Genomic DNA, 23504 nt, shown 5'->3' on the forward strand with positions numbered 1-23504 from the left:
TCCCGGCGACGGGCTTTCGCAGAGCCAATCGTCGGGAGGGCCGAAGGGTCAACGTCCTCGGTTGATGTCGGCGGAAAATACGTCAACGGACGTATGCGGAACGGGAGTCAGGACGTCACAGGTGGCGCAGGTAGACGTCCTGCCGGTCGCCGGTGTTCCCCGGCACCAGGTTGCCGCCGACGGCGGTGAAGATCACCGTGTTGCCGGCGGCGTCCACGGCCGGGCTGTAGGAGGAGGCGCCGGTGGTCTGCTCGCCGTCCCGGGTGAGGCTGACCCGTTCGATCAGGCCGGTCCTCAGGTCGCGGCGGAACACGTCGGTGCTGTCGTTGGTGTCGCCGGGGACGAGGGTCTCGGCGCCGGAGGCGAAGTAGACCCAGCGGTCGTCGAACGTCATGACGCCGCCGAAGGACGACCACTTCGTGCTGGTGCCCGGCAGGTCGGTGTTGACCTTGGTGACCTTGCCGGTGGCCAGCTCGTGGACGTACACGTCCATCCGGATGCCGTGGGCCGGGCCGGGGAAGCCGCCGATGAAGATCGGGAGGCTGTAGACCGCGTAGCGGCCGTCCGGGCTGATCCGGCCGTCCCGGGAGCCGATCAGCTCCCCGGTGTCGTCCAGGCTGCCGCCGACGATGCCGGTGGCGGCGTTCCAGACGTAGTAGCGGTAGTAGCGGGGCCCGGTCAGGCCGGGTGCCCCGCCGTCGGGCGCGGACTCGGCGTCGGCGGCGGCCGGGTCGGTGGCCGGGGTGCCGGCCGGGTCCGGCGGTTCCGGGAGCAGGTTGCCGGCCCGGGAGGTGAAGCCGACCGTGGAGCCGTCCGCGCTGATCGTCGGCTCGAAGGAGTTGTTGTTCGCGCCCTCGCCGTCCGCGCCGACGGTGACCAGCCGACTGGTGTGGGTCCAGCGGTCGGTGATGTAGACGTTGTTCTTGCCGCGCCGCAGGACGCCAGGGGCGAGGTCGCTGCGGTTGGAGACGTAGGCGACGTAGCGGCCGTCCCGGCTGATGCTGGGGCTGAGGGCCCCGTAGCGGCTCTGGTCGTCGGTGCTCGGCAGGGCGGCGGCGGTGACCAGTTCGGTGTGGCCGGTCCAGCGGTCGCGGACGAAGACGTCGCTGGCGTGCTGCACCTGGCCGGGCACCACGTTGGTGGCGGTGGTGCTGAACGCCACGTAGCGGCTGTCGCCGCTGATCGAGGCCTCGGTGGTGGGGGCGTTCAGCGGGGAGCCGTCGTCGGCGACGCTGGCCCGCTCGATGTGCCCGTTGCGCAGGTTCCGCACGTAGATCTCGTCGGAGTTCGGGGTGCCGGCCACGGGCAGCAGGTCGGTCGCGGCGGACGTGAAGAGCGCGGAGCGGCCGTCCTCGCTGAGCCCGAGCGCGGACGAGGGGCCGTTGAGCTGCTCGCCCTTGGGGCCCTCGCTGACCTTGGCGGTGTCGCCCTTGGGCGGCTTGGCCTCGGCGGCGGGCATCGCGGCGCCGGCCACGGCGGTGGCCGCCAGGACGGCGGCGGTGCGGGCCAGCCATCGGCGGGTGCGTGCGGTGGTCATGGATCGTCCTCCCCTGGGGTCGCCCGGCCGCGCTCCCTCCCGGCGGCGGGCTTCCGCAGAGCCAACCGTCGGGAGGGCCGGTGGTCAACGGCCGTGGGTGATCCCGTCGGGAAATACGTCAACAGGCGTATCCCGCAGGGGAGTCAGATTGGTGTCGTCGGGGACCAGGTCGGTGACCTCGGAGGTGAAGTACACCCAGCGGTCGGGCCAGTCGGCGACGGGTGCGTGCGGTGGTCATCGATCATCCTCCCCAGATGACGGCCCCGGGCCCTCGGCCCCCCGCGGCCCGGTCGGTACGAGCCAAGCGCCGTACGGATGGTCGGTCAACGACCTGGAGCGATCTCGTCCGGAAATGCGCCTCCCGTGCCGCCTCCGGCCGAAACCGCTGCTCCGGGCACTGCCGCCGCAGCTCCGGCCGGTCCGGCGTGCCGCGCCGCGCTGGCAGAATTGGTGCGTGATCGACGCACGACGGCTGCGGACCCTGCGGGCTGTGGCGGACCACCGCACCGTGACCGCCGCGGCGGCCGCCCTCTACCTGACCCCCTCCGCGGTCTCCCAGCAGCTGGCCGCCCTGGAGCAGGAGACCGGCCACCACCTGCTCGCCCGGGAGGGCCGGGGCGTGCGGCTGACCGCCGCCGGGGAGATCCTGCTCGGCCACGCCGATGTGGTGCTCGCCCAGCTGGAGCGCGCCGAGGCCGACCTCGCCGCGTACAGCGCGGGCGTCTCCGGGGAGGTCACCGTCGCCTCCTTCGCGACCGCCATCGCCTCCGTGCTCTCCCCGGCCGTCGGCCTGCTCGCCGAGCGCGCGCCCGGGGTGCGGCTCAAGGTGCTGGACGCCGAGGGGGACGCCAGCCTGCCGATGGTGCTGGACGGCCGGGCCGACCTCGCGGTGGCCGTCGAGTACCGGGGCGCGCCGCGCGCCGACGACGCCCGGCTGACCAGGGTGCCGCTGTACGCCGAGCCCTTCGAGGCTGTGCTGCCGCTCGGCCACCGGTTGGCCGCCGAGTCGGGACCGCTGGCCGTCGCCGCGCTCGCCGACGAGCCGTGGATCGGGCCGTACCCGGGCAACCCCTGCCACGACGTGGTGCTGCTGGCCTGCGAGCACGCCGGGTTCCAGCCCCGGCTGCTGCACTCCTCGGACGACTTCCGGGCCGTGGTCGCGCTCGCCTCGGCGGGCCTCGGGGTGGCGCTGGTGCCGCGCTCGGCGCTGCGCGGTGTGGACCTCTGCGAGGTCGCGGTGCGCCCGGTGGACAGCGAGCTCGCCACCCGCAGGGTCTTCGCCGCCGTCCGGGCGGGCGCGGACGGGCATCCGCTGGTGCGGCCGGTGCTGGACTCCCTCGCCGAGGCGGCCGCCGCGGGCGGGTGAGCCCGCCGGGCGCGTACCGACCGCAGGACGGCACCGACCTCAGGACGGTACCGATCGGTGCCGTTCGGCGTCGGGGGTGGTTAGGATCTGCCGCATGGCAGTCAACGCGAGGGCGCGCCTGCTGAGCACGGCCGAGTCCCTCTTCTACGCCCACGGGATCCGCGCGGTCGGGGTGGAGCGCATCCTCTCCGAGTCCGGCGTGGGCCGGGCCTCCTTCTACCGGCACTTCGCCGGCAAGGAGGCGCTGGTGACGGCGGTCCTGGAAGGCCGCGACCTCCGGTGGCGGGAGTGGCTCACCGAACGGGTCGCGGCCCACGGCGGCCACCCGCTGTACGTCTTCGACGCGCTGGCCGAACGCTTCGCGGCGCAGGACTTCCGCGGCTGCGTCGCGATCAACACGATGACCGAGCTCGCCGACCCGGCCAGCCCGGCCCGCCGGATGGCGGCCCTGCACAAGAGCCGCGTCATCGAGCTGGTCGAGCAGCTGATGCGGGGCGCGGACGTCCCCGAACCCGGGGAGCGGGCGCGGCAGTTCGCGCTCCTGATGGACGGCGCCATCGTCACCGCCCTGCGCGAGGGCACCCCGGACGCCGCCTGGCGGGCCCGGGGCATCGCCGAGGCCCTGCTGGCGGCCTGACCCGCCGCCGGAGGCCGGGCGAGCCTCCGCCCGACCCGCCCCATAGGGTGGGGGCGGCCGACGACCGCGCACCACAGGAGCCCTCATGAGTTCGACCGCCGCACCCGAGACCCGGCTCCCGGTCGGGGTGATCGGCCTCGGCGACATCGCGCAGAAGGCCTACCTGCCGGTGCTCACCGCGCTGCCCGGCCTCGACCTGCGGCTGATGACCCGGGACGCGGCCAAGCTGGACCGGCTCGGCGAGGCCCACCGGATCGCCCCCGAGCACCGCTTCACCGACCTCGGCGCGCTGATCGACGGCGGCATCCGCGCCGCCTTCGTGCACGCCGCCACCGACCAGCACGTCCCGATCGTCGAGCAGCTGCTCACCGCCGGGGTGGACGTCTACGTCGACAAGCCGCTCGACTACACCCTGGACGGCGCCCGCCGGCTGGTCGACCTCGCCGACCGCACCGGCCGCTCGCTGATGGTCGGCTTCAACCGCCGCCACGCGCCCGGCTACGTCCAGGCCAGGGAGCGCCCGCGCGACCTGATCGTCCTCCAGAAGAACCGCGAGGGCCTGGCCGAGGCCGCCCGCACCCTGGTGTACGACGACTTCATCCACGTCGTGGACCTGCTGCGCTTCCTGGCCCCCGGCGAGATCGAGCACGTGGACGTCCGGGCCCGCACCCGGGACGGGCTGGTCGAGCACGTGGTGCTCACCCTCGGCGGGGCGGGGTTCACCGCGCTCGGCATCATGAACCGGGTCTCCGGCTCCACCGAGGAGGTGCTGGAGGTCTCCGGCGGCGACTCCAAGCGCGAGGTGCGCAACCTGGCCGAGGTGATCGACCACCGCGGCCAGCCGACCGTCCGCCGCCGCGGCGACTGGGTGCCCGTGGCCCGTCAGCGCGGCATCGAGCAGTGCGTGCTGGCCTTCCTGGCGGCCGTCCGCGCCGGGCAGACCCTGGATGCCCACGACGCGCTGCGCACCCACGAGCTGTGCGAGCTGGTCGTCGAGCGGATCGAGGCTTCCTGGGAGTCCGCTGGGAGCGGGCTGTGAGGGGCTCGGACTGACCGTGCGTCACGTCACCCCGGTGGAACCGACAGTTCACCGGCAGGGTCTTGTCGGGGCATTTTCTACGCGCGTATCTTGAGGGGCGCCGCGGGGGGCGGGAGTCCGTCCTCCGCTTCTTCCCCATGCGAGCAGCGCGCGCTCGAAGCGCGCCTCCGCCCGGACCGCCGTGCCACACCAGTGCCGCACGGCGGAGCTAGGAGTCCTGCCCCGGTGACCACCGCCCCCGCACCCCGCCCCCGCAGAGCCCTGCTGCGCGCCGCCCTGATCCCGGCGTCGCTGGCCGCCTCGCTGGTGCTCGTCCCGCTGCCGATGGCCACCGCCGCCTCCACCGCGACCCCCGCCCCGACCGAGGTCGGCCCGCTGCGGATCCACGACATCCAGGGCAACACCCGGATATCCCCGCAGGCGGGCAAGCCGGTCACCGGCGTGCCCGGCATCGTCACCGGCGTGCGCGCGTACGGCAGCTCCAAGGGCTTCTGGATCCAGGACCCGAACCCGGACGCCGACCCGGCCACCAGCGAGGGCGTCTTCGTCTTCACCGGCGGCAACCCGACCGTGAAGGTCGGCGACTCGGTGCTGGTGAGCGGCAAGGTCACCGAGTACTACCCGAACCTCGGCGGCGGCTCGCAGTCCCTCACCGAGATCTCCGCCCCGGGCATCACCGTCCTGTCGGCCGGCAACCCGCTGCCCGCCCCGGTCGTCGTGGACACCCGCAACATCCCCGGCACCTACGCCCCGCCGGCCGGTGCGGACGGCTCCATCGACGGCGTGAAGCTCGACCCGGAGAAGTACACCCTGGACTTCTACGAGTCCCTGGAGGGCATGCTCGTCCAGGTCAAGGACGTCCGGGTGATCCAGGCGACCGACAAGTACAACGAGCTGTGGGTCGCCGCCGACAAGCAGGACCAGCGCAGCAAGCGCGGCGGCGTGCTGTACGAGTCCTACCGCGAGCCCAACGTCGGCCGCCTGATGATCCAGCAGCAGGCCGCGGTCTCCCAGCAGCCCTTCCCGGTGGCCAACGTCGGCGACGAGCTGACCGGCGCCACCACCGGCCCGCTGGACTACAACAACTTCGGCGGCTACACCCTGGTCGCCGGCACCATGGGCACGCTGAAGGACAACCACCTCCAGCGCGAGGTCACCGCCCAGGCGACCGACCGCGAACTCACCCTCGCCACCTACAACGTGGAGAACCTGGCCCCGGGCAACCCGGACGCCAAGTTCGCCGAGCTGGCCCAGGGCGTCGTCACCAACCTGCGCTCGCCCGACATCGTCGCCCTGGAGGAGATCCAGGACAACAACGGCGCCAAGAACGACGGCACCGTGGACGCGAGCCAGACCGTCGCCAAGTTCGTCGCCGCGATCAAGGCGGCCGGCGGCCCGGCCTACGACTGGCGCTCGGTCGACCCGCAGGACGGCAAGGACGGCGGCGAGCCCGGCGGCAACATCCGCCAGGTCTTCCTGTTCAACCCGCAGCGGGTGTCCTTCACCGACATCCCCGGCGGCACCGCCACCACCGCCGTCGGCGTGACCGGCACCGGCGCGAGCACCGCGCTGACCGCCTCGCCCGGCCGGATCGAGCCGAACGACGAGGCCTGGACCAACAGCCGCAAGCCGCTGGTCGGCCAGTTCTCCTTCCGTGGCAAGAAGGTCTTCGTCATCGCCAACCACTTCAACAGCAAGGGCGGCGACCAGGGCATCGACAGCCGCTTCCAGCAGCCGACCCGCAGCTCCGAGGTGCAGCGGATCAAGCAGGCCACCGTCGAGCAGACCTTCGTCGCCCAGCTGCTGGCCGCCGACAAGGAGGCCAAGGTCGTCTCCCTCGGTGACTTCAACGACTACCAGTTCTCGCCCGCGCTCGCCGCGCTCACCAAGGGCGGCGTGCTGCGCGACCTGGTGAACGAGCTGCCGGAGACCGAGCAGTACTCGTACGTCTACCAGGGCAACTCGCAGGTGCTGGACCACATCCTGGTCAGCCCCGAAGTCGGTTACGCCAAGTACGACGTGGTGCACATCAACGCCGAGTTCGCCCAGCAGGCCAGCGACCACGACCCGCAGGTGGTCCGCATCAAGCCGTAGTTCCACCCGTAGCTCCACCCGCGGTTTCACCCGTGGTTCCTCCCACGGTTCCTCTCGCGGCTATCCTGCCTCCGCCGCCGGTGATCACCGGCGGCGGAGGCGGTGTCGTGTGACGGGGGAGAGCATGGAGTACCGGATCGAGCGGATCGGGCGGGGCGACTGGCAGCGCCTGCGGAAGGTCCGGCTGGCCCAACTCCTCGACACGCCCCTGGCGTTCGGCGAGATCCACGAGCACGCGAGCCACCACGGCGAGGGCGAGTGGCAGGCCCGGTGCGGCTGGCTCAACGAGCCCGAGCGGCTCGGCCTGGTCGCCGTGGACGCCGCGGGTGAGTGGGTCGGCACCATGCTGTCCGCCCCGAACCGGGCGCAGGTCGGCGCGCTCGACCTGATCGGCGTCTGGGTGGACCCGGCGCACCGCGGCCGCGGGCGCGGCGTCGCCGACGCCCTGCTGGACGCGGTACTCGCCTGGGCCCGGGTCCGGGGCGCCGGGCGGATGCTGCTCGGGGTGCACGAGGCGAACCCCCGCGCCGCCGCCTTCTATCTGCGGCGCGGGTTCGCCTACACGGGGGAGGACACCCCGTACGTCCTGGACGCCTCGGGGCGGATCCTGGAGATGGCCCTCCCGCTCGACCCGGCCGCGGCGGCCCGGCCCAGCTAGGACGGCCCGGCCGGGGTAGGACGGCCCGGCCGAGGCAGGACGACTCAGCCCAGGTAGTCGGCCAGCGCCTCGCCGGTCAGCGTGGAGCGGGCCGCGACCAGCTCGGCCGGAGTGCCCTCGAAGACCACCAGCCCGCCGTCGTGGCCGGCGCCCGGGCCGAGGTCGATGATCCAGTCGGCGTGCGCCATCACCGCCGGGTGGTGCTCGATCACGATGACCGACTTGCCGGACTCGACCAGCCGGTCCAGCAACCCGAGCAGCTGCTCGACGTCGGCCAGGTGCAGCCCGGTGGTCGGCTCGTCGAGGACGTAGACACCGCCCTTGTCCGCCATGTGGGTGGCCAGCCTGAGCCGCTGCCGCTCGCCGCCGGAGAGTGTGGTGAGCGGCTGGCCGAGGCTCAGGTAGCCGAGCCCGACGTCGGCGAGCCGCTCCAGGACGCGGTGCGCGGCCGGGAGCTTCGTCTCGCCCGAGCCGAAGAACTCCTCCGCCTCCGTCACCGACATCGCCAGCACCTCGGCGATGTCCCGCCCGCCCAGGTGGTACTCCAGCACCGCGGGCTGGTACCGCTTGCCCTCGCAGTCCTCGCAGGTGGTGGCCACCCCGGCCATCATCGCCAGGTCGGTGTAGACCACCCCGGCGCCGTTGCAGGTCGGGCAGGCGCCCTCGGAGTTGGCGCTGAACAGGGCCGGCTTCACGCCGTTGGCCTTGGCGAAGGCCTTGCGGATCGGCTCCAGCAGCCCGGTGTACGTGGCCGGGTTGCTGCGCCGGGAACCCTTGATCGCGCCCTGGTCGACGGAGACCACGCCCTCCTCCGCCGCCCCCGACCGTCGGCACAGCGAGCCGTGGATCAGCGAGCTCTTGCCCGACCCCGCCACCCCGGTCACCACCGTGAGCACCCCGAGCGGGACGTCCACGTCCACGTCCCGCAGGTTGTGGGTGTTCGCGCCGCGGATCTCCAGCGTGCCGGTGGGCTTGCGCGCGGTGTCCCGCAGCGCCGTACGGTCGGCCAGGTGGCGGCCGGTCGCCGTGCCGCTGGTGCGCAGCCCCGCCACGTCGCCCTCGTAGCAGACCGTGCCGCCGGCCGTACCGGCCCCCGGGCCGAGGTCGACCACGTGGTCGGCGATCGCGATGGTCTGCGGCTTGTGCTCCACCACCAGCACCGTGTTGCCCTTGTCCCGCAGGCGCAGCAGCAGCCGGTTCATCCGGTCGATGTCGTGCGGGTGCAGGCCGGTGGTGGGCTCGTCGAAGACGTACGTGGTGTCGGTGAGCGAGGAGCCGAGGTGGCGGATCATCTTGACCCGCTGCGCCTCGCCGCCGGACAGGGTGCCGGAGGGGCGGTCGAGCGAGAGGTAGCCGAGGCCGATCTCCACGAAGGAGTCGAGGGTCTGCCGGAGCGTGCCGAGCAGCGGCGCCACCGAGGGCTCCTGGAGGTCGCGGACCCAGGCGGCGAGGTCGCTGATCTGCATCGCGCAGGCGTCGGCGATGCTGATGCCCGCGATCCTCGAGGAGCGGGCCGCCGCGCTGAGCCGGGTGCCCTCGCAGTCGGGGCAGGCGGTGAAGGTCACGGCCCGCTCCACGAAGGCCCGGATGTGCGGCTGCAGCGCGTCCTTGTCCTTGGACAGCATGGATTTCTGGATCTTGGGGATCAGGCCCTCGTAGGTGAGGTTGACGCCGTTGACCTTGACCTTGGTCGGCTCCCGGTACAGGAAGTCCTGCATCTCCTGCTCGGTGAACTCGCGGATGGGCTTGTCCGGGTCGAGGAAGCCCGAGTTGGCGTAGACGCCGACCGTCCACCAGCTGTCCGTCTTCCAGCCGGGGATGGTGAACGCGCCCTCGGAGATCGACTTGCCGTCGTCGTACAGCTGGGTGAGGTCGATGTCCGAGACGGTGCCGCGGCCCTCGCAGCGCGGGCACATGCCGCCGGTGATGCTGAAGCTGCGCCGCTCCTTGACCGTCTTGCCCGCGCGTTCGATGGTGACGGCGCCGGCGCCGCTGATCGAGGGGACGTTGAAGGAGAAGGCCTTGGGGGAGCCGATGTGCGGGGTGCCGAGGCGGCTGAACAGGATGCGCAGCATCGCGTTGGCGTCGGTGGCGGTGCCGACGGTGGAGCGCGGGTCGGCGCCCATCCGCTGCTGGTCGACGATGATCGCGGTGGTCAGGCCCTCCAGAACGTCCACCTCGGGGCGGGCCAGGGTGGGCATGAAGCCCTGGACGAACGCGCTGTAGGTCTCGTTGATCAGCCGCTGGGACTCGGCGGCGACGGTGTCGAAGACCAGGGAGCTCTTGCCCGAGCCGGACAGCCCGGTGAACACCGTCAGCCGGCGCTTGGGGATGTCGACGCTGACGTCCTTGAGGTTGTTCTCGCGTGCGCCGTGCACGCGGATCAGGTCGTGGCTGTCGGCGACGTGCGGCTGCGCGTCCGTCCGGTTGGGCATCGTTGTGTTCGCTCCCTGGCTCTCGGTGGTCCGTGGGTGTCCTGAAGGGTACGGGTACCGGCGGGGGTCAGCCCAGCTCGTTGAAGCGGACCATGTTGCCCGCCGGGTCGCGGAACGCGCAGTCGCGGACGCCGTACGGCTGCCGGGTCGGCTCCTGGACCAGCTCGGCGCCGCCCGACTTCAGCCGGTCGTAGACGCCGTCCAGGTCGCGGGTGCCCAGGACGATCCGGGCGAAGGTGCCCTTGGCCATCATCTCGGTGACGGTCCGCTGCTCGTCCTGGGTGCGGCCCGGGTCGGCGGACGCCGGCTCCAGCACCAGGGAGACGTCGGGCTGGCCGGCGGGGCCGACGGTGATCCAGCGCATCGGGCCGCCGCCGATGTCGCTGCGCACCTCGAAGCCGAGCAGGTCGCGGTAGAAGGCGAGGGAGGCCTCGGGGTCGGTGTGCGGGAGGAAGGTCCAGTGAATGGTGATGTCGCTCATGACTGCAACGCTAGGGGTGCACCCCGGTCGGGCGCTTCTCGAATCCTGATCGGTCGGCGCGGGCCCTGATCGGTCGGCGCGGGCCCTGATCGGCGGGGCGGGTCCTGATCGGCGGGGCGGGCCCTGGCCGGTTCACGCGCGGGCGCCCCGGGAAGACGCGACCGTGCCGGCCGCACCACCTCGTCGGTGGCCGCGGCCGGCACGGTCGGCCCGCTCCTAGCAGTCGGGGATGGTCGTGCCGTTGTTGTCCTTGGCCGTGTCGCTGCCCCAGCGCGACAGGTAGTACGCGGACACCCACTGGCCGGCCGGGCCGCCGTCCGCGTCCGTCTTCAGCCACCAGTGGTTGTAGCTGCTGCCGTTCGACACCTCGCGGCCCCAGGCCTTGCAGTAGACGTAGTTCGTCCCCTGGTTCAGCGTCCCGGTGGCGTTGGTGGAGGTCGGCGAGGCGTAGACGCTCGCGCTGGTGAAGGTGTCCACCCAGTACTTCCCGGTGGCGGGCGGGGCGCCGCCGCCGGCGCAGGTCGGGATGGTCGTGCCGTTGTTGTCCTTGGCGACGTCGTTGCCCCACCGGGAGAGGTAGTACGCGGACACCCACTGGCCGCCGGGGCCCACGTCCGGGTCGGTCTTCATCCACCAGTGGTTGTAGGCGCTGCCGTTGGAGACCTCACGGCCCCAGGCCTTGCAGTAGACGTAGTTGGTGCCCTGGTAGAGGGTGCCCGTGCTGGTGGTGGAGGTCGGGGAACCGTACACCGGAGCGTTGGAGTTGGTGTCCACCCAGTACTGGCCGCTGTTCGACGGGGGCGGCGTGGTGGGCGGGGTGGTCGGGGTGGAGTTGCCGGGGCCGTACAGGCGGATGGCGCCGTAGTAGTCGCTGTGCGAGGAGAGCGCCACCACCCGGACGTAGCCGCCGGAGTACGGGGCCTCGACGATCCAGCCCTGTCCGAGGTACATCGCGACGTGGTGGATGGTGGAGGCGGTGTTGCCGAAGTACACCAGGTCGCCGGGGAGCAGCGGTGCGGTCCCGTCCGACTTGTAGTAGCGGGCGACGGCCCGCGAGGTCGGCCACTGGGTCCGCGTGGTGCCGTTGATGACGTCCGTGCCGACGGCCAGGTAGTACGCGTAGCGGACCATGCCGGAGCAGTCCAGGCCGCGGACGTTGCAGTCGTTGGGCGCGCCGTTGGCCGAGTCGCAGAGGCCGTACGTCGGGCCGGGCTGGGAGCCGTGGCCGCCGCCCCACGAGTACGGGGTGCCTATCAGGCCGCAGGCGGAGCGGACGGCGGCGTCGGCCTGCGAGGCCGCGCCGGTGGAGAGCACCGCGCAGGAGGGTGCCGCCTGGGCCTCGCCGGCGCCGGCGAAGAACACCCCGACCGACACCAGCAGTGACAGCAGGGCCGCCAGCCGGAGCGGGGCGATCAGCCGTCTTGACAGAAGGTTTACGCGCGTAGTCATGGTGGCGCATCCTTTCGGAACCGCTGACTCCGGGTCAATGGTTGTGGCCCACACACCCCCTGTGGCCGTCCGACCTGCCGGTTTACGGCTCGCGGGCCCCGTCGGCGGCAACTGTGCGGCAAGTTGCCGGGAGGGCCGCCGGGCCTCCCGCCCGGCCAGGGGGTGCCGGTCCGGAGCCCGGCTGTCCGCCGGTTCGTGAGTCCCGATCGGGTGACTGTGGCTGGTGCCGCACAGAGCAGGGCCTCCTGGCAGCTCGAAGGTTGTCTACGCCAACAGGCTGTCCAGTAGGCCCTGCTGCCCCGCTCCTACGCTCCCGCCGCCGATCGCGGCACGTGCTGCGGCGTGTCGTGCAACCCGACGCGGCTCAGGTCGGAGCGCACGTCGGTCGGAGCGCCGAGGAGCTTCGAGCGCTTCGCGGCTTCGACGGAACCGAGACCGTGGATGGTGAGCTCGAAGTCACGATGCGCCTTGGCGTCCAGGGCCAGCGGCAGGTGGATACGCCCGTCCCCGACCATGCGTCGTACCCCACTGCGGCTCAGACCGAGCCCGAGCATGAGCAGTCGTTCGACCCGGACCGGCGCGGGCAGTTCGAAGCTGACCAGGACCTTGAGCGGTGCCGGGTCGTCGAGTGCGTAGAGGGGCGTGCGGGTCTCCACGTCCCACGTACCGGTCCAGTCGAGGCGGTATCCGTTCTTCGCGGCCAGCGACGCACTCATCGTCAGCTCCCGTACCACGGCTGGGTCGTTGTTCTCGTACGCCACCAGGCGAGCGGGCTCCAGTGACGAGACGTGGGCGCGCTCGTGGACGGGCACCTTCGAGGTCCGGTCGCACCCCGCACAGCTCAGGAGAAGCCAGACGTCGAGGAGTTTGCCGCTCGCGTTGACACGGATCTTGCCCGAGGGGCGGTGCCGGCTGCCGGAGCAGTCCGGGCAGGGGCGTACGACGGTGGGCAGCGCGGACTCACGCACGGCCCACAGGGCCTTGCGGTCGGTATTCATGGATGTGGTTGCTTTCAGGACTGACCAGGAACTCTCGCAGGCGAGGCCGCGGCTCCTGGGATATGACGGATGCACACGAGGGCGCGAGTCATCGCCTCGGGGCCGAGTCGTCAGGCTCCGGGGTCAACCGCGCGACAGGTTGGCTTTGCTACGTGGCAGCCGTTACAGGTCCATGCGGGCGATCATGATCGAGGCCGGGGCCCGCGAGCAACTCGTTTTTCGCGGGCCGTGCCGCGCGCCCGCCGCGTCGGCTGTGAAAATCCGCGTGCGGTCGCCTGGAGCACGGGGATAGACATCCGGCGTGGAAAAGAATCTTGAGTTCCCTGACCTGCTGCGACTGATCGATGAACGGTCGACCGCCTTCCGCGCCGCGGTCGCCGCCGCGCCCGGTCTCGACGCACAGGTGCCGACCTGCCCCGGGTGGACGTTGTTCGATCTGGTGAAGCACCTGGGTGGGGGAGACCGTTTCTGGGCCGCCATCGTCGGCGCGGGGCCTGCCGACGGGCCCCCCGGCCGAGGCCGCCGTCGCGCGCGCCGCTCTGGAACTGCCGCGGGAGCGTGAGGCCCTGCTGGCCTGGCTGGACGCGTCGACGCAGCTTCTGCTGAGCGACCTGCGCGAGGCGGGACCGGGGAGCGGTTGCTGGACGTGGTGGCCCGCGTCGCAGTCGCCGCAGACGTCCGGTGGTGTCGCCCGGCACCGGGTCCAGGAGACCGCGGTGCACACGTACGACGCCGAGCTCAGCGGGGGCGCCCCGCAGCCGCTGCCGGTCGAGTTGGCACTCGACGGTGTGGAGGAGTTCCTGTTCACCGTCTGCGCAACGCCGAGTGCCTGGCCGCACAAGCCCACGGCCTTCGACTTCCACGCCGCGGAGGGCCGCTCCTGGCGCCTCACGGTCGACGGCGACGGCGCACGCGTCACCCGCATCCCCGCGCCCACCGCCGCGACCGGTGAGGACTCGGACGCAGCCGCGCCGCCGTCCATGGCACGGCCAGTGAGCTGGTCCTCTACCTGTACGACCGGATCAAGGCCGACTCCTTGCACGTTGACGGAGACGCAGGGCTGCTCGACCTGCTCCGCGCCTGGGAGCCGGAGGAGAAGTAGGACGTAGCGGGGGCGGTTGGCCGCGCCTCGAACGGGTAGGACACGACTCTTCGCCAGGTTCGTCGGTCGCGGCACCGGGCCCAAGCCCGCGAGGCGGCCTCGGGGCGTCACCAAGCCGATCGTCTACCCGGTCAGAGCTCGAACTCACGACCTCCGCACGATCAGGACGAGTACATCGACAGCCGGGCAACCGCAGGCCGGCTCGCTCTCCGTAGAGAGCGAGCCGGCCGTTCTGCGTCGCGCCCCTGGCCGCGTGCGTGGTCCCACGAACCCGGCGGGTGATCATCCCGTGGAACGGATTCCGGCAAGCCGTCTGGAGCGAGTCGGGGTGCGGGACCGGCTCCCACCACGGCGAAGTCCGGAGCCGCCCGCAGATAGGTCAGAAGCACCACACACTGTTCGCCGGATGCCCCGAGAAGCCGATGTCGGAAAAACAAGCAAGCATGATTGCTTTTTTCTCGGGGCGGTGCCACGCTGCTGGTCGGCGCCGCCCGCCCGAGGGTGCGCCCAACTCACCGGCAGGGGAGGCGCATTGGCGCGCGACGGCACGGTACTGCGGATCGGCAACGCCTCGGGGTTCTACGGGGACCGCTTCGCGGCGGTGCGGGAGATGCTCACCGGGGGGCCGCTGGACGTGCTCACCGGGGACTATCTGGCCGAGCTGACCATGCTCATCCTCGCCCGGGACCGCTTGAAGGACCCGTCGCTCGGCTACGCCAGGACCTTCCTGCGCCAGATGGAGGAGTGCCTCGGCCTGGCCCGGGACCGCGGCGTGAGGATCGTGGTCAACGCGGGCGGCCTCAACCCGGCCCGGCTCGCCGAGGAGTTGCGCGCGCTGGCTCGGCGGCTCGGCGTCGAGGCGGCCGTCGCCCATGTCGAGGGTGACGACCTGCTCCCGCGCCGCGCCGAACTGGGCCTGCCCGATGGCCTGTTGGCCGCCAATGCCTACCTCGGCGGGTTCGGCGTCGCGGCCTGTCTGGCCGGCGGCGCCGACGTGGTGGTGACCGGCCGGGTGACGGACGCGGCGCTGGTCGTCGGCCCCGGGATCGCCCACTTCGGCTGGACCCCGCAGGACCTGGACGCCCTGGCCGGCGCCGTGGTGGCCGGGCACGTCCTGGAGTGCGGCGCCCAGGCGACCGGCGGCAACTACGCCTTCTTCCACGAGCACGACGTCACCCGCCCCGGCTTCCCGCTCGCCGAGCTGCACGCCGACGGCTCCAGCGTGATCACCAAGCACCCGGGCACCGGCGGCGCCGTCACCACCGGCACCGTCACGGCCCAACTCCTGTACGAGACCGGCGGATCGCACTACCTCGGCCCCGACGTCACGGCCCGGCTGGACACCGTGCGGCTCACCGGGCAGGGCCCGGACCGGGTCCGGATCGACGGCGTGCGAGGCGAGGCCCCGCCGTCGACCCTGAAGGTGGGCCTCAACCGGCTCGGCGGCCACCTCAACGAGGTGGTGTTCGTCCTCGCCGGCCTGGACATCGAGGCCAAGGCCGCACTCGTCCGGCGGCAGTTCGACGACGCCCTGCCGCCCGCCGCCCGCCCCGCCGAACTGCGCTGGACGCTGGCCCGCACCGACCACCCGGACGCCCCGGCCGAGGAGGCCGCCTCCGCGCTGCTCCGGCTGGCCGCCCGGGACCCGGACCCGGCCAAGGTCGGGCGTGAACTCGGCAAGGCCGCCGTGGAGTTGGGGCTGTCCGGCTATCCGGGCTTCCACCTCACCGCCCCGCCGGGGCCGGGTGCGCCGTACGGGGTGTTCAGCGCCGCGTACGTCGACGCCAAGGCCGTCGAGCACACCGCCGTCCTGCCGGACGGCCGCCGGATCGCCGTACCGCCGCCGCCCGTCACCGGGCAGGCCCGCCCGGTGGAGGGCGAGCTGCCCGAGCCGCTGCCGGCCGGCCCGACCAGGCGGGCCCCGCTCGGCCTGGTGGCCGGCGCCCGCAGCGGCGACAAGGGCGGGGACGCCAACCTCGGCGTCTGGGCCCGTTCCGCGGACGGCTGGCGCTGGCTGGCGCACGCCCTCACCGTCGAGAAGCTGCGCGAACTCCTCCCCGAGACAGCGGAGTTGACCGTCACCCGACACGTGCTGCCGAACCTGCGCGCGGTCAACTTCACCCTCACGGGACTGCTCGGCGAGGGCGTCGCGGCCCGGCACCGCTTCGATCCGCAGGCCAAGGCCCTCGGGGAGTGGCTGCGCTCCCGTCACCTCGACATCCCGACCACGCTCCTGGACAGCCCGGAGGCCCCGCTGTGACCGTCCTGACCACCCGCGTCGACCCGGCCGGGCCCGAGTACGCCGAGCACCGCGCCGCGATGGTCGGCCGGCTCGCCGAGCTCGACGCCGAGCACGCCAAGGCGCTGGCCGGCGGCGGCCCCAAGTACGTGGAACGCCACCGCAGGCGCGGCAAGCTGCTGGCCCGTGAGCGGATCGAGCTGCTGCTCGACCCGGACTCGCCCTTCCTGGAGCTGTCCCCGCTGGCCGCCTGGGGGAGCGACCACCCGGTGGGTGCGGCGCTGGTCACCGGCATCGGCGTGATCGAGGGCGTCGAGTGCGTGGTCACCGCCAACGATCCGACGGTGCGCGGCGGCGCCAGCAACCCGTGGACCCTGCGCAAGGCCCTGCGGGCCAACGAGATCGCGCTGAACAACCGCCTCCCGCTGGTCAACCTGGTCGAGTCCGGCGGCGCCGACCTGCCCAGCCAGAAGGAGATCTTCATCCCCGGCGGCGCCCTCTTCCGTGACCTCACCCGGCTGTCCGCCGCCGGGATCCCCACCGTGGCCGTGGTGTTCGGCAACTCGACGGCCGGCGGCGCCTACGTGCCCGGCATGTCCGACCACACCGTGCTGGTCAAGGAGCGCGCCAAGGTGTTCCTCGGCGGCCCGCCGCTGGTGAAGATGGCCACCGGCGAGGAGGCCGACGACGAGTCGCTCGGCGGCGCCGAGATGCACGCCCGGGTCTCCGGCCTGGCCGACCACTTCGCGGTGGACGAGGCGGACGCGCTGCGGATCGCCCGCCGGATCGTCGCCCGGCTGGACCACCGCAAGCCCGGCCCCGCCCCGGACCCGTCCGCCGAGCCGCCGAAGTACGCCGAGGAGGAGCTGCTCGGCATCGTCCCGGGCGACCTCAAGGTGCCCTTCGACCCGCGCGAGGTGATCGCCCGGATCGTCGACGGCTCCGACTTCGACGAGTTCAAGCCGCTCTACGGCGGCAGCCTCGCCACCGGCTGGGCCCGCCTCCACGGCTACCCGGTCGGCGTCCTGGCCAACGCCCAGGGCGTGCTGTTCAGCCAGGAGTCCCAGAAGGCCGCCCAGTTCATCCAGCTGGCCAACCAGCGGAACACGCCGCTGCTGTTCCTGCACAACACCACCGGCTACATGGTCGGCAAGGACTACGAGCAGGGCGGCATCATCAAGCACGGCGCGATGATGATCAACGCCGTCGCCAACTCCAGGGTCCCGCACCTGTCCGTGCTGATGGGCGCCTCCTACGGGGCCGGCCACTACGGCATGTGCGGCCGCGCCTTCGAGCCGCGCTTCCTGTTCGCCTGGCCGAGCGCCAAGTCCGCGGTGATGGGCCCGCAGCAGCTCGCCGGAGTGCTGTCGATCGTCGCCCGGCAGTCCGCCGCGGCGAAGGGGCAGCCGTACGACGAGGACGCGGACGCGGCGATCCGGGCGATGGTCGAGCAGCAGATCGAGGCCGAGTCGCTGCCGGTGTTCCTCTCCGGCCGGCTCTACGACGACGGCGTGATCGACCCGCGCGACACCCGTACGGTGCTCGGCCTGTGCCTGTCCGCGATCCACAACGCGCCGGTCGAGGGCGCGCACGGCTACGGCGTCTTCCGCCTGTAAAGGACCCCCGAGACAATGATCACCAACCTGCTGGTCGCCAACCGGGGTGAGATCGCCCGCCGGGTCTTCCGCACCTGCCGGGAGCTCGGCATCGCGACCACCGCCGTCCACTCCGACCCGGACGCCGGGGCCCCGCACGTGCGGGAGGCCGACGCCGCCGTCCGGCTGCCCGGCGCCGCGCCCGCCGACACCTACCTGCGCGCCGACCTGATCGTCGGGGCCGCGCTCGCCGCCGGGGCCGACGCCGTCCACCCCGGGTACGGATTCCTCTCCGAGAGCGCCGAGTTCGCCCGGGCGGTGCTCGACGCCGGCCTGGTCTGGGTCGGCCCGCCGCCGGCCGCGATCGCCGCGATGGGCTCCAAGACCGCCGCCAAGCGGCTGATGGCCGAGGCCGGGGTGCCGGTGCTGGGCGCGCTCACCGAGCCCGCCGAGGCCGACCTGCCGCTGCTGGTCAAGGCCGCGGCGGGCGGCGGCGGGCGCGGCATGCGCGTGGTGCGGAGCCTGGCCGACCTCCCCGGCGCGCTGGCGGCCGCCAGGGCCGAGGCGGCCAGGGCCTTCGGCTCGGACGAGGTGTTCTGCGAGCGCTACCTGCCCGCCGGACGCCACGTCGAGGTCCAGCTGCTGGCCGACGCCCACGGCACCGTCTGGGCGGTCGGCGACCGCGACTGCTCGCTCCAGCGGCGCCACCAGAAGGTGATCGAGGAGGCCCCGGCCCCCGGCCTGCCGGCCGGGGTCCGCGCCGAACTGCACGCGGCGGCCCGCACCGCGGCCCGGGCGATCGACTACACCGGCGCCGGCACCGCCGAGTTCCTGCTCGCCGAGGACGGCCGGTTCTTCTTCCTGGAGATGAACACCCGGCTCCAGGTCGAACACCCGGTCACCGAGGCCGTCACCGGACTGGACCTGGTGGCCCTGCAACTCGCCGTCGCCGAGGGCGCCGCGCTGCCGCCCGAGCCTCCGGCCTCCCGCGGGCACGCGATCGAGGCCCGGCTCTACGCCGAGGACCCGGCCAGGGACTGGCAGCCCGCCACCGGCACCCTGCACCGGCTCGAACTGACGCTCCCGTACCAGGAGTTCACCGGTACCGGTACCGGTACCGGAGCCGGAGCAGAAGCCGGAGCCGGAGCGGGCACCGGACTGCGGCTGGACTCCGGCGTGGCGGCCGGCAGCGAGATCACCCCGCACTACGACGCGATGCTCGCCAAGGTGATCGCCTGGGCGCCCACCCGCGCCGCCGCCGCCCGCCGGCTCGCCGACGCGCTCGCCCGCGCCCGCGTCCACGGCCCCGCCACCAACCGGGAACTGCTGGTCCGCGCCCTGCGCCACCCGGCGTTCCTGGCCGCGGAGCTGCACACCGGCTTCCTGACCGAGCACACCGCCGAGCTCACCGCCCCGGACACCAAGGGCGCCGACCGCGCCGCCCTGGCCGCCGCCCTCGCCGACGCGGCCGGCCGCCGCGGCGCCCTGCCCTCCGGCTGGCGCAACCTGCCCTCCCAGCCGCAGCTCAAGCGCTACCGGGCCGAGGACGGCACCGAGTCGGCCGTCCGCTACCGGCTCACCCGGGCCGGCCTGCTGGCCGAGGACCACCCGGGCGTCGAGCTGGTCGAGGCCGCGCCGGACCGGGTCGTGCTGTCCGAGGACGGGCTCCGCCGCACCTACCACGTCACCCGGTACGGCGACCGGGTGCACGTCGACACCCCGGCCGGCTCCGCCGCGCTCACCGCCCTGCCGCGCTTCCCCGACCCCACCGTCCGCACCGACCCCGGCGCCCTGCTCGCCCCGATGCCCGGCACCGTCGCCCGGGTCGTCGCCGCCGTCGGGGACACCGTCACCGCCGGCCAGCCGCTGCTGGTGCTGGAGGCGATGAAGATGGAACACCGCATCGCCGCCCCGACCGACGGCACCCTCGTCGAACTGCGCGCCGCCCCCGGCCGGCAGGTCGAAACCGGCACCCTGCTGGCCGTCGTCCAGCCCACCGAAGCCTGAGGAAGGACCCCGCATGTCCACCATCGGCAGTCAGCTCCTGGAGACCCCCGAACGCCAGGCCCTGCGCCGGGCCGTCGGCGACCTCGGCCGCCGCTACGGCTCCGCCTACTACCTCGCCAAGGCCCGGGCCGGCGAGCCCGCCGACGAACTGTGGGCGGAGGCCGGCAAGGCCGGCTACCTCGGCGTCAACCTGCCCGCCGAGTACGGCGGCGGGGGCGGCGGCATCACCGACCTCGCCATCGTCCTGGAGGAGCTCGGCACCGCGGGCTGCCCGCTGCTGCTGCTCATCGTCTCCCCGGCGATCTGCGGCACCGTGATCGCCCGCTACGGCACCGAGGAGCAGAAGCGCCGCTGGCTGCCCGGCCTGTCCGACGGCAGCCGCAGGATGGCCTTCGGCATCACCGAACCCGACGCCGGTTCCAACACGCACCGGATCTCCACCGTCGCCCGCCGGGACGGCGAGGACTGGCTGCTGACCGGCCGCAAGGTTTTCGTCTCCGGCATCGACCACTGCGACGCGGTGCTGTTCGTGGCCCGCACCGAGGACGCGCGGACGGGCAAGCTGAAGCCCTGCCTGTTCGTCGTCCCGCGCGAGACCCCCGGCTTCGAGTACCGGGCGATCCCGATGGAGCTCGTCGCCCCGGAGAAGCAGTTCCAGGTCTTCCTGGACGACGTGCGGCTGCCCGCCGACGCCCTGGTCGGCGACGAGAACGCGGGCCTGCTCCAGCTGTTCGCCGGCCTCAACCCCGAGCGCGTCCTCACCGCCGCGTTCTCGCTCGGCCTCGCCCGCCAGGCCCTCGGCAAGGCCGTCGAGTACGCGAAGACCCGCACCGTCTGGTCCACCCCGATCGGCGCCCACCAGGGCCTGGCCCACCCGCTGGCCCAGTGCGCGGTGGAGATCGAGCTGGCCCGGCTGATGACCCAGAAGGCCGGGCTGCTCTACGACGCCGGCGAGGACCTCGCCGCCGGGGAGGCCGCCAACATGGCCAAGTACGCCGCCGGCGAGGCCGCCGCCCGGACCGTCGACCAGGCCGTGCAGACCCTCGGCGGCAACGGCCTGACCCAGGAGTACGGGCTGGGCGCGCTGCTGGCCGCCACCAGGGTCGGCAGGGTCGCCCCGGTCAGCCGGGAGATGGTGCTCAACTACGTGGCACAGCACACCCTGGGGCTGCCCAAGTCGTACTGAGCCCCGACGTCGCGAACGGACATGCGGACACCCGCGCACCGGTCCGGGTGACCGGTGCGACCGCCCGTGGTCGGGGGAGGTCCAGGGGCGCACGGCCACGGTGCACACCGCCGCGTCGGGCGCCCCCCGGGAGCAACCCGCGCCACACGAGGTCCCGCACGGGTTCCCCACAATGGCCGAGCCGGACCCCCGACTGTCCGTATGCTCCTGAACGCGCCCCGCACGGAACTGCTCGCCGGTTTTGTTGCTACGTCAACTTCCTTACTGGAGGCTCACCTTGGTGTTCCGCAGCGAGTTCCCCGACGTTCCGGTGGTCGACCTGCCGATCCACGAAGCGGTGCTCGGCGCCGCGGCGAGGTACGGCGACCGCCCGGCCCTGATCGACGGCGTCACCGGCGACATCGTCACGTACGCCCAACTCGCCATCACCGTCGAGCGGATGGCCGCCGGGCTGGCCGACACAGGCGTCCGCCGCGGTGACGTCGTCGCCCTCTTCAGCCCCAACTCGACCGCCTACCCGATCGCCTACTACGGCGCGAGCAGGGCCGGCGCCACCATCACCACGGTCTCCTCCTTCGCCACGCCCACCGACCTCGCCGGCCAGCTGAGCGACAGCGGCGCCCGCTGGCTGGTCACCGTCTCCGCCTTCCTGCCGACCGCCCGTGCGGCCGCCGAACTCCTCGCCGAACAGGGCCGCCCGCTGGCCGAGATCGTCGTCCTGGACGGCGCCGAGGGCCACCGCTCGCTCACCGACCTGCTGACCACCACCGCCCCCGTCCCCGAGGTCGCCGTCGACCCGGGCGAGGACATCGCCGTGCTGCCGTACTCCAGCGGCACCACCGGCCTGCCCAAGGGCGTCATGCTCACCCACCGCTCGATCGCCACCAACCTCGCCCAGTGCGACGCCCTCTACCACCCCGCCGAGGGCGAACGGGTGCTCGCCGTCCTGCCGTTCTTCCACATCTACGGCCAGGCCGCGCTGCTCAACCAGCCGCTGCGCTGCGGCGCCACCGTCGTCGTGCTGCCCCGCTTCGACCTGGAGCAGTTCTGCCGCACCGTCCAGGAGCAGCGGGTGCAGGCCCTGGTGGTGGCCCCGCCGATCGCCATCGCGCTCGCCCGGCACCCGATCGTCGACCAGTACGACCTCTCCTCGGTCGAGTACCTGCTGTGCGCCGCCGCCCCGCTCGACCGCGAACTCGCCGACGCCTGCGCCCGGCGCCTGGGCCTGCCGCACCTGCTCCAGGGCTACGGCATGACCGAACTCTCCCCGGTCACCCACGTCGTCTCCCCGCGCGAGGGCGACCCCTCGCCCGGCTCCGTCGGCCGGATGCTCCCCTCCACCGAGCTGCGGATCGCCGCCCTGGACGGCTCCGACGGCGACCTCGGGCCCGACGAGCGCGGCGAGCTGCTGATCCGCGGCCCCCAGGTGATGAAGGGCTACCTCGGCCGCCCCTGCGAGACCGCCGCCGTGGTCGACGCCGAGGGCTGGCTGCACACCGGCGACGTCGGCTTCGTGGACGGGCGCGGCTACCTGCACATCGTCGACCGGGTCAAGGAACTGATCAAGTACAAGGGCTACCAGGTCGCCCCCGCCGAGCTGGAGGCCGTCCTGCTCGGCCACCCGCAGATCACCGACGCCGCCGTGATCGGCGTCCGGGACGCCGAGGGCACCGAGTGCCCCAAGGCCTTCGTGGTCCGCGCCCCCGGCAGCACCCTCACCGAGGACGAGGTCACCGGGTACGTCGCCGGGCAGGTCGCCCCGTACAAGAAGGTCCGCGTCGTGGAGTTCGTGGACACCGTCCCCAAGTCCGCGGCCGGCAAGATCCTCCGGCGCGAACTGCGCGCCCGCGAGGCCGCCCGCACCGCCGTCCGCTGACCGGCCCCGGGCGCCCCGGCGGCCGCGGACCCGCGCCCGTCTGTGAGGATCTTCCTGCCGCGCCCCGACCGGGAGCCGCCGCGCCCCGACCGGAACAGGAACCGCCCGCCGCCATGACCAGCCACCCCGCCGCCCGCACCCCGCAGCAGGACCGCAGCCGAGCGACCAGGGCCCGGCTGCTGGCGGCGGCCGTGGACTGCCTGGCCGAGCTCGGCTGGCACGGCTCCACCGTCGCCGTCGTCGCCGAGCGGGCCGGGGTCTCCCGGGGCGCGGCCCAGCACCACTTCCCGACCCGCGAGGACCTCGTCACCGCGGCCGTCGAGCACGTCACCGCCGAGCGGCTGGCCGCCGTCCGCGCCCACGCGGACGAGCTGCCGGCCGCCGGACCGGACCGCACCCGCGCCGTCGTCGACATGATCGTGCGCCTCTACACCGGCCCGCAGTTCCGCGCCGCCCTGCACCTGTGGACCGCCGCCGCCACCGAGGAGTCGCTGCGTGAGCGGATCATCGCCCTGGAGGGACACGTCGGCCGCGAGGCCCACCGGGCCGCCGTGGAGTTCCTGGACGCCGACGAGAGCCGCCCCGGCGTCCGCGAATCGGTGCAGGCCACGCTGGACCTCGCCCGCGGACTGGGCCTCGCCAACCTGCTCACCGACGACAGCCACCGACGTTCCGGAGTGATCCGGCAGTGGGCGGGCGTTCTGGAGAGTACGCTGCGGCCGGTACGCCCATGACGCCCGTACACCCGGAGCGGCCGGAGGCCCCTGACCAAGGGGTCGCCGGGCGGCCGATGTCCGTGCAGTCT

At 73.1% G+C, this 23504-nt stretch carries 18 protein-coding genes; 13 read left to right on the forward strand and 5 right to left on the reverse strand.

Features of this window, described 5'->3' with window-relative positions; translation table 11 throughout:
* Window positions 1-115 precede the first annotated feature (115 nt).
* Window positions 116-1537, reverse strand: coding sequence for a hypothetical protein (locus tag ACGF13_RS09910; RefSeq protein ID WP_392871201.1), 1422 nt, complete (start codon window positions 1535-1537; stop codon window positions 116-118).
* 454 nt (window positions 1538-1991) lie between these two features.
* On the opposite strand from ACGF13_RS09910, the gene ACGF13_RS09915 reads away from it, so the two are divergent.
* The 5 genes from ACGF13_RS09915 (at window position 1992) to ACGF13_RS09935 (ending at window position 7331) form a co-directional block, all read left to right on the forward strand.
* Window positions 1992-2903 (forward strand): LysR family transcriptional regulator, encoded by a 912-nt coding sequence (locus ACGF13_RS09915; RefSeq protein ID WP_392871204.1) that lies wholly within the window; start codon window positions 1992-1994, stop codon window positions 2901-2903.
* Between the two features lie 94 nt (window positions 2904-2997).
* The gene (locus ACGF13_RS09920; protein ID WP_392871207.1) at window positions 2998-3540 is read left to right on the forward strand and encodes a TetR/AcrR family transcriptional regulator; all 543 of its coding nucleotides are present in this window, start codon (window positions 2998-3000) and stop codon (window positions 3538-3540) included.
* 85 nt (window positions 3541-3625) lie between these two features.
* The gene (locus ACGF13_RS09925) at window positions 3626-4579 is read left to right on the forward strand and encodes a Gfo/Idh/MocA family protein (RefSeq protein WP_392871210.1); all 954 of its coding nucleotides are present in this window, start codon (window positions 3626-3628) and stop codon (window positions 4577-4579) included.
* Between the two features lie 225 nt (window positions 4580-4804).
* Window positions 4805-6673 (forward strand): endonuclease/exonuclease/phosphatase family protein, encoded by a 1869-nt coding sequence (locus ACGF13_RS09930; protein ID WP_392871213.1) that lies wholly within the window; start codon window positions 4805-4807, stop codon window positions 6671-6673.
* Window positions 6674-6782: 109 nt separating this feature from the next.
* On the forward strand, window positions 6783-7331 hold the full coding sequence (locus ACGF13_RS09935; RefSeq protein ID WP_392871216.1) for a GNAT family N-acetyltransferase: 549 nt from the start codon (window positions 6783-6785) through the stop codon (window positions 7329-7331).
* A 44-nt stretch (window positions 7332-7375) separates the two neighbouring features.
* Here ACGF13_RS09935 and ACGF13_RS09940 read toward each other — a convergent pair whose 3' ends face one another.
* The 4 genes from ACGF13_RS09940 to ACGF13_RS09955 form a co-directional block, all read right to left on the reverse strand.
* Window positions 7376-9766, reverse strand: coding sequence for an ATP-binding cassette domain-containing protein (locus ACGF13_RS09940; protein WP_392871219.1), 2391 nt, complete (start codon window positions 9764-9766; stop codon window positions 7376-7378).
* Window positions 9767-9833: 67 nt separating this feature from the next.
* The gene (locus tag ACGF13_RS09945; protein WP_392871222.1) at window positions 9834-10247 is read right to left on the reverse strand and encodes a VOC family protein; all 414 of its coding nucleotides are present in this window, start codon (window positions 10245-10247) and stop codon (window positions 9834-9836) included.
* Between the two features lie 216 nt (window positions 10248-10463).
* Window positions 10464-11696: a C40 family peptidase gene (locus ACGF13_RS09950; protein ID WP_392871225.1), complete on the reverse strand. Its 1233-nt coding sequence runs from the start codon at window positions 11694-11696 to the stop codon at window positions 10464-10466.
* A gap of 305 nt (window positions 11697-12001) precedes the next feature.
* The gene (locus ACGF13_RS09955; protein WP_392871228.1) at window positions 12002-12694 is read right to left on the reverse strand and encodes a DUF1062 domain-containing protein; all 693 of its coding nucleotides are present in this window, start codon (window positions 12692-12694) and stop codon (window positions 12002-12004) included.
* A gap of 301 nt (window positions 12695-12995) precedes the next feature.
* On the opposite strand from ACGF13_RS09955, the gene ACGF13_RS09960 reads away from it, so the two are divergent.
* The 8 genes from ACGF13_RS09960 (at window position 12996) to ACGF13_RS09995 (ending at window position 23433) form a co-directional block, all read left to right on the forward strand.
* The gene (locus ACGF13_RS09960; protein ID WP_392871231.1) at window positions 12996-13256 is read left to right on the forward strand and encodes a maleylpyruvate isomerase N-terminal domain-containing protein; all 261 of its coding nucleotides are present in this window, start codon (window positions 12996-12998) and stop codon (window positions 13254-13256) included.
* Window positions 13147-13803, forward strand: a complete 657-nt coding sequence (locus tag ACGF13_RS09965; protein WP_392871234.1) for a maleylpyruvate isomerase N-terminal domain-containing protein — start codon at window positions 13147-13149, stop codon at window positions 13801-13803. The genes ACGF13_RS09960 and ACGF13_RS09965 overlap by 110 nt, the downstream gene beginning before the upstream one ends.
* A gap of 525 nt (window positions 13804-14328) precedes the next feature.
* Window positions 14329-16056: an acyclic terpene utilization AtuA family protein gene (locus ACGF13_RS09970; RefSeq protein WP_392871237.1), complete on the forward strand. Its 1728-nt coding sequence runs from the start codon at window positions 14329-14331 to the stop codon at window positions 16054-16056.
* Complete coding sequence (locus ACGF13_RS09975; RefSeq protein ID WP_392871240.1) at window positions 16053-17651, forward strand: acyl-CoA carboxylase subunit beta; 1599 nt, start codon at window positions 16053-16055, stop codon at window positions 17649-17651. The genes ACGF13_RS09970 and ACGF13_RS09975 overlap by 4 nt, the downstream gene beginning before the upstream one ends.
* Before the next feature lie 15 nt (window positions 17652-17666).
* Window positions 17667-19637: an acetyl/propionyl/methylcrotonyl-CoA carboxylase subunit alpha gene (locus tag ACGF13_RS09980; RefSeq protein ID WP_392871243.1), complete on the forward strand. Its 1971-nt coding sequence runs from the start codon at window positions 17667-17669 to the stop codon at window positions 19635-19637.
* A 13-nt stretch (window positions 19638-19650) separates the two neighbouring features.
* Window positions 19651-20823, forward strand: a complete 1173-nt coding sequence (locus ACGF13_RS09985; protein ID WP_392871246.1) for an acyl-CoA dehydrogenase family protein — start codon at window positions 19651-19653, stop codon at window positions 20821-20823.
* A gap of 277 nt (window positions 20824-21100) precedes the next feature.
* Window positions 21101-22699, forward strand: coding sequence for a 4-coumarate--CoA ligase family protein (locus ACGF13_RS09990; RefSeq protein WP_392871249.1), 1599 nt, complete (start codon window positions 21101-21103; stop codon window positions 22697-22699).
* 113 nt (window positions 22700-22812) lie between these two features.
* The gene (locus ACGF13_RS09995; RefSeq protein WP_392871252.1) at window positions 22813-23433 is read left to right on the forward strand and encodes a TetR/AcrR family transcriptional regulator; all 621 of its coding nucleotides are present in this window, start codon (window positions 22813-22815) and stop codon (window positions 23431-23433) included.
* Window positions 23434-23504: the final 71 nt, after the last annotated feature.

Origin of the sequence: Kitasatospora sp. NPDC048286 (assembly GCF_043201735.1) — a bacterium.
GTDB lineage: Bacteria > Actinomycetota > Actinomycetes > Streptomycetales > Streptomycetaceae > Kitasatospora.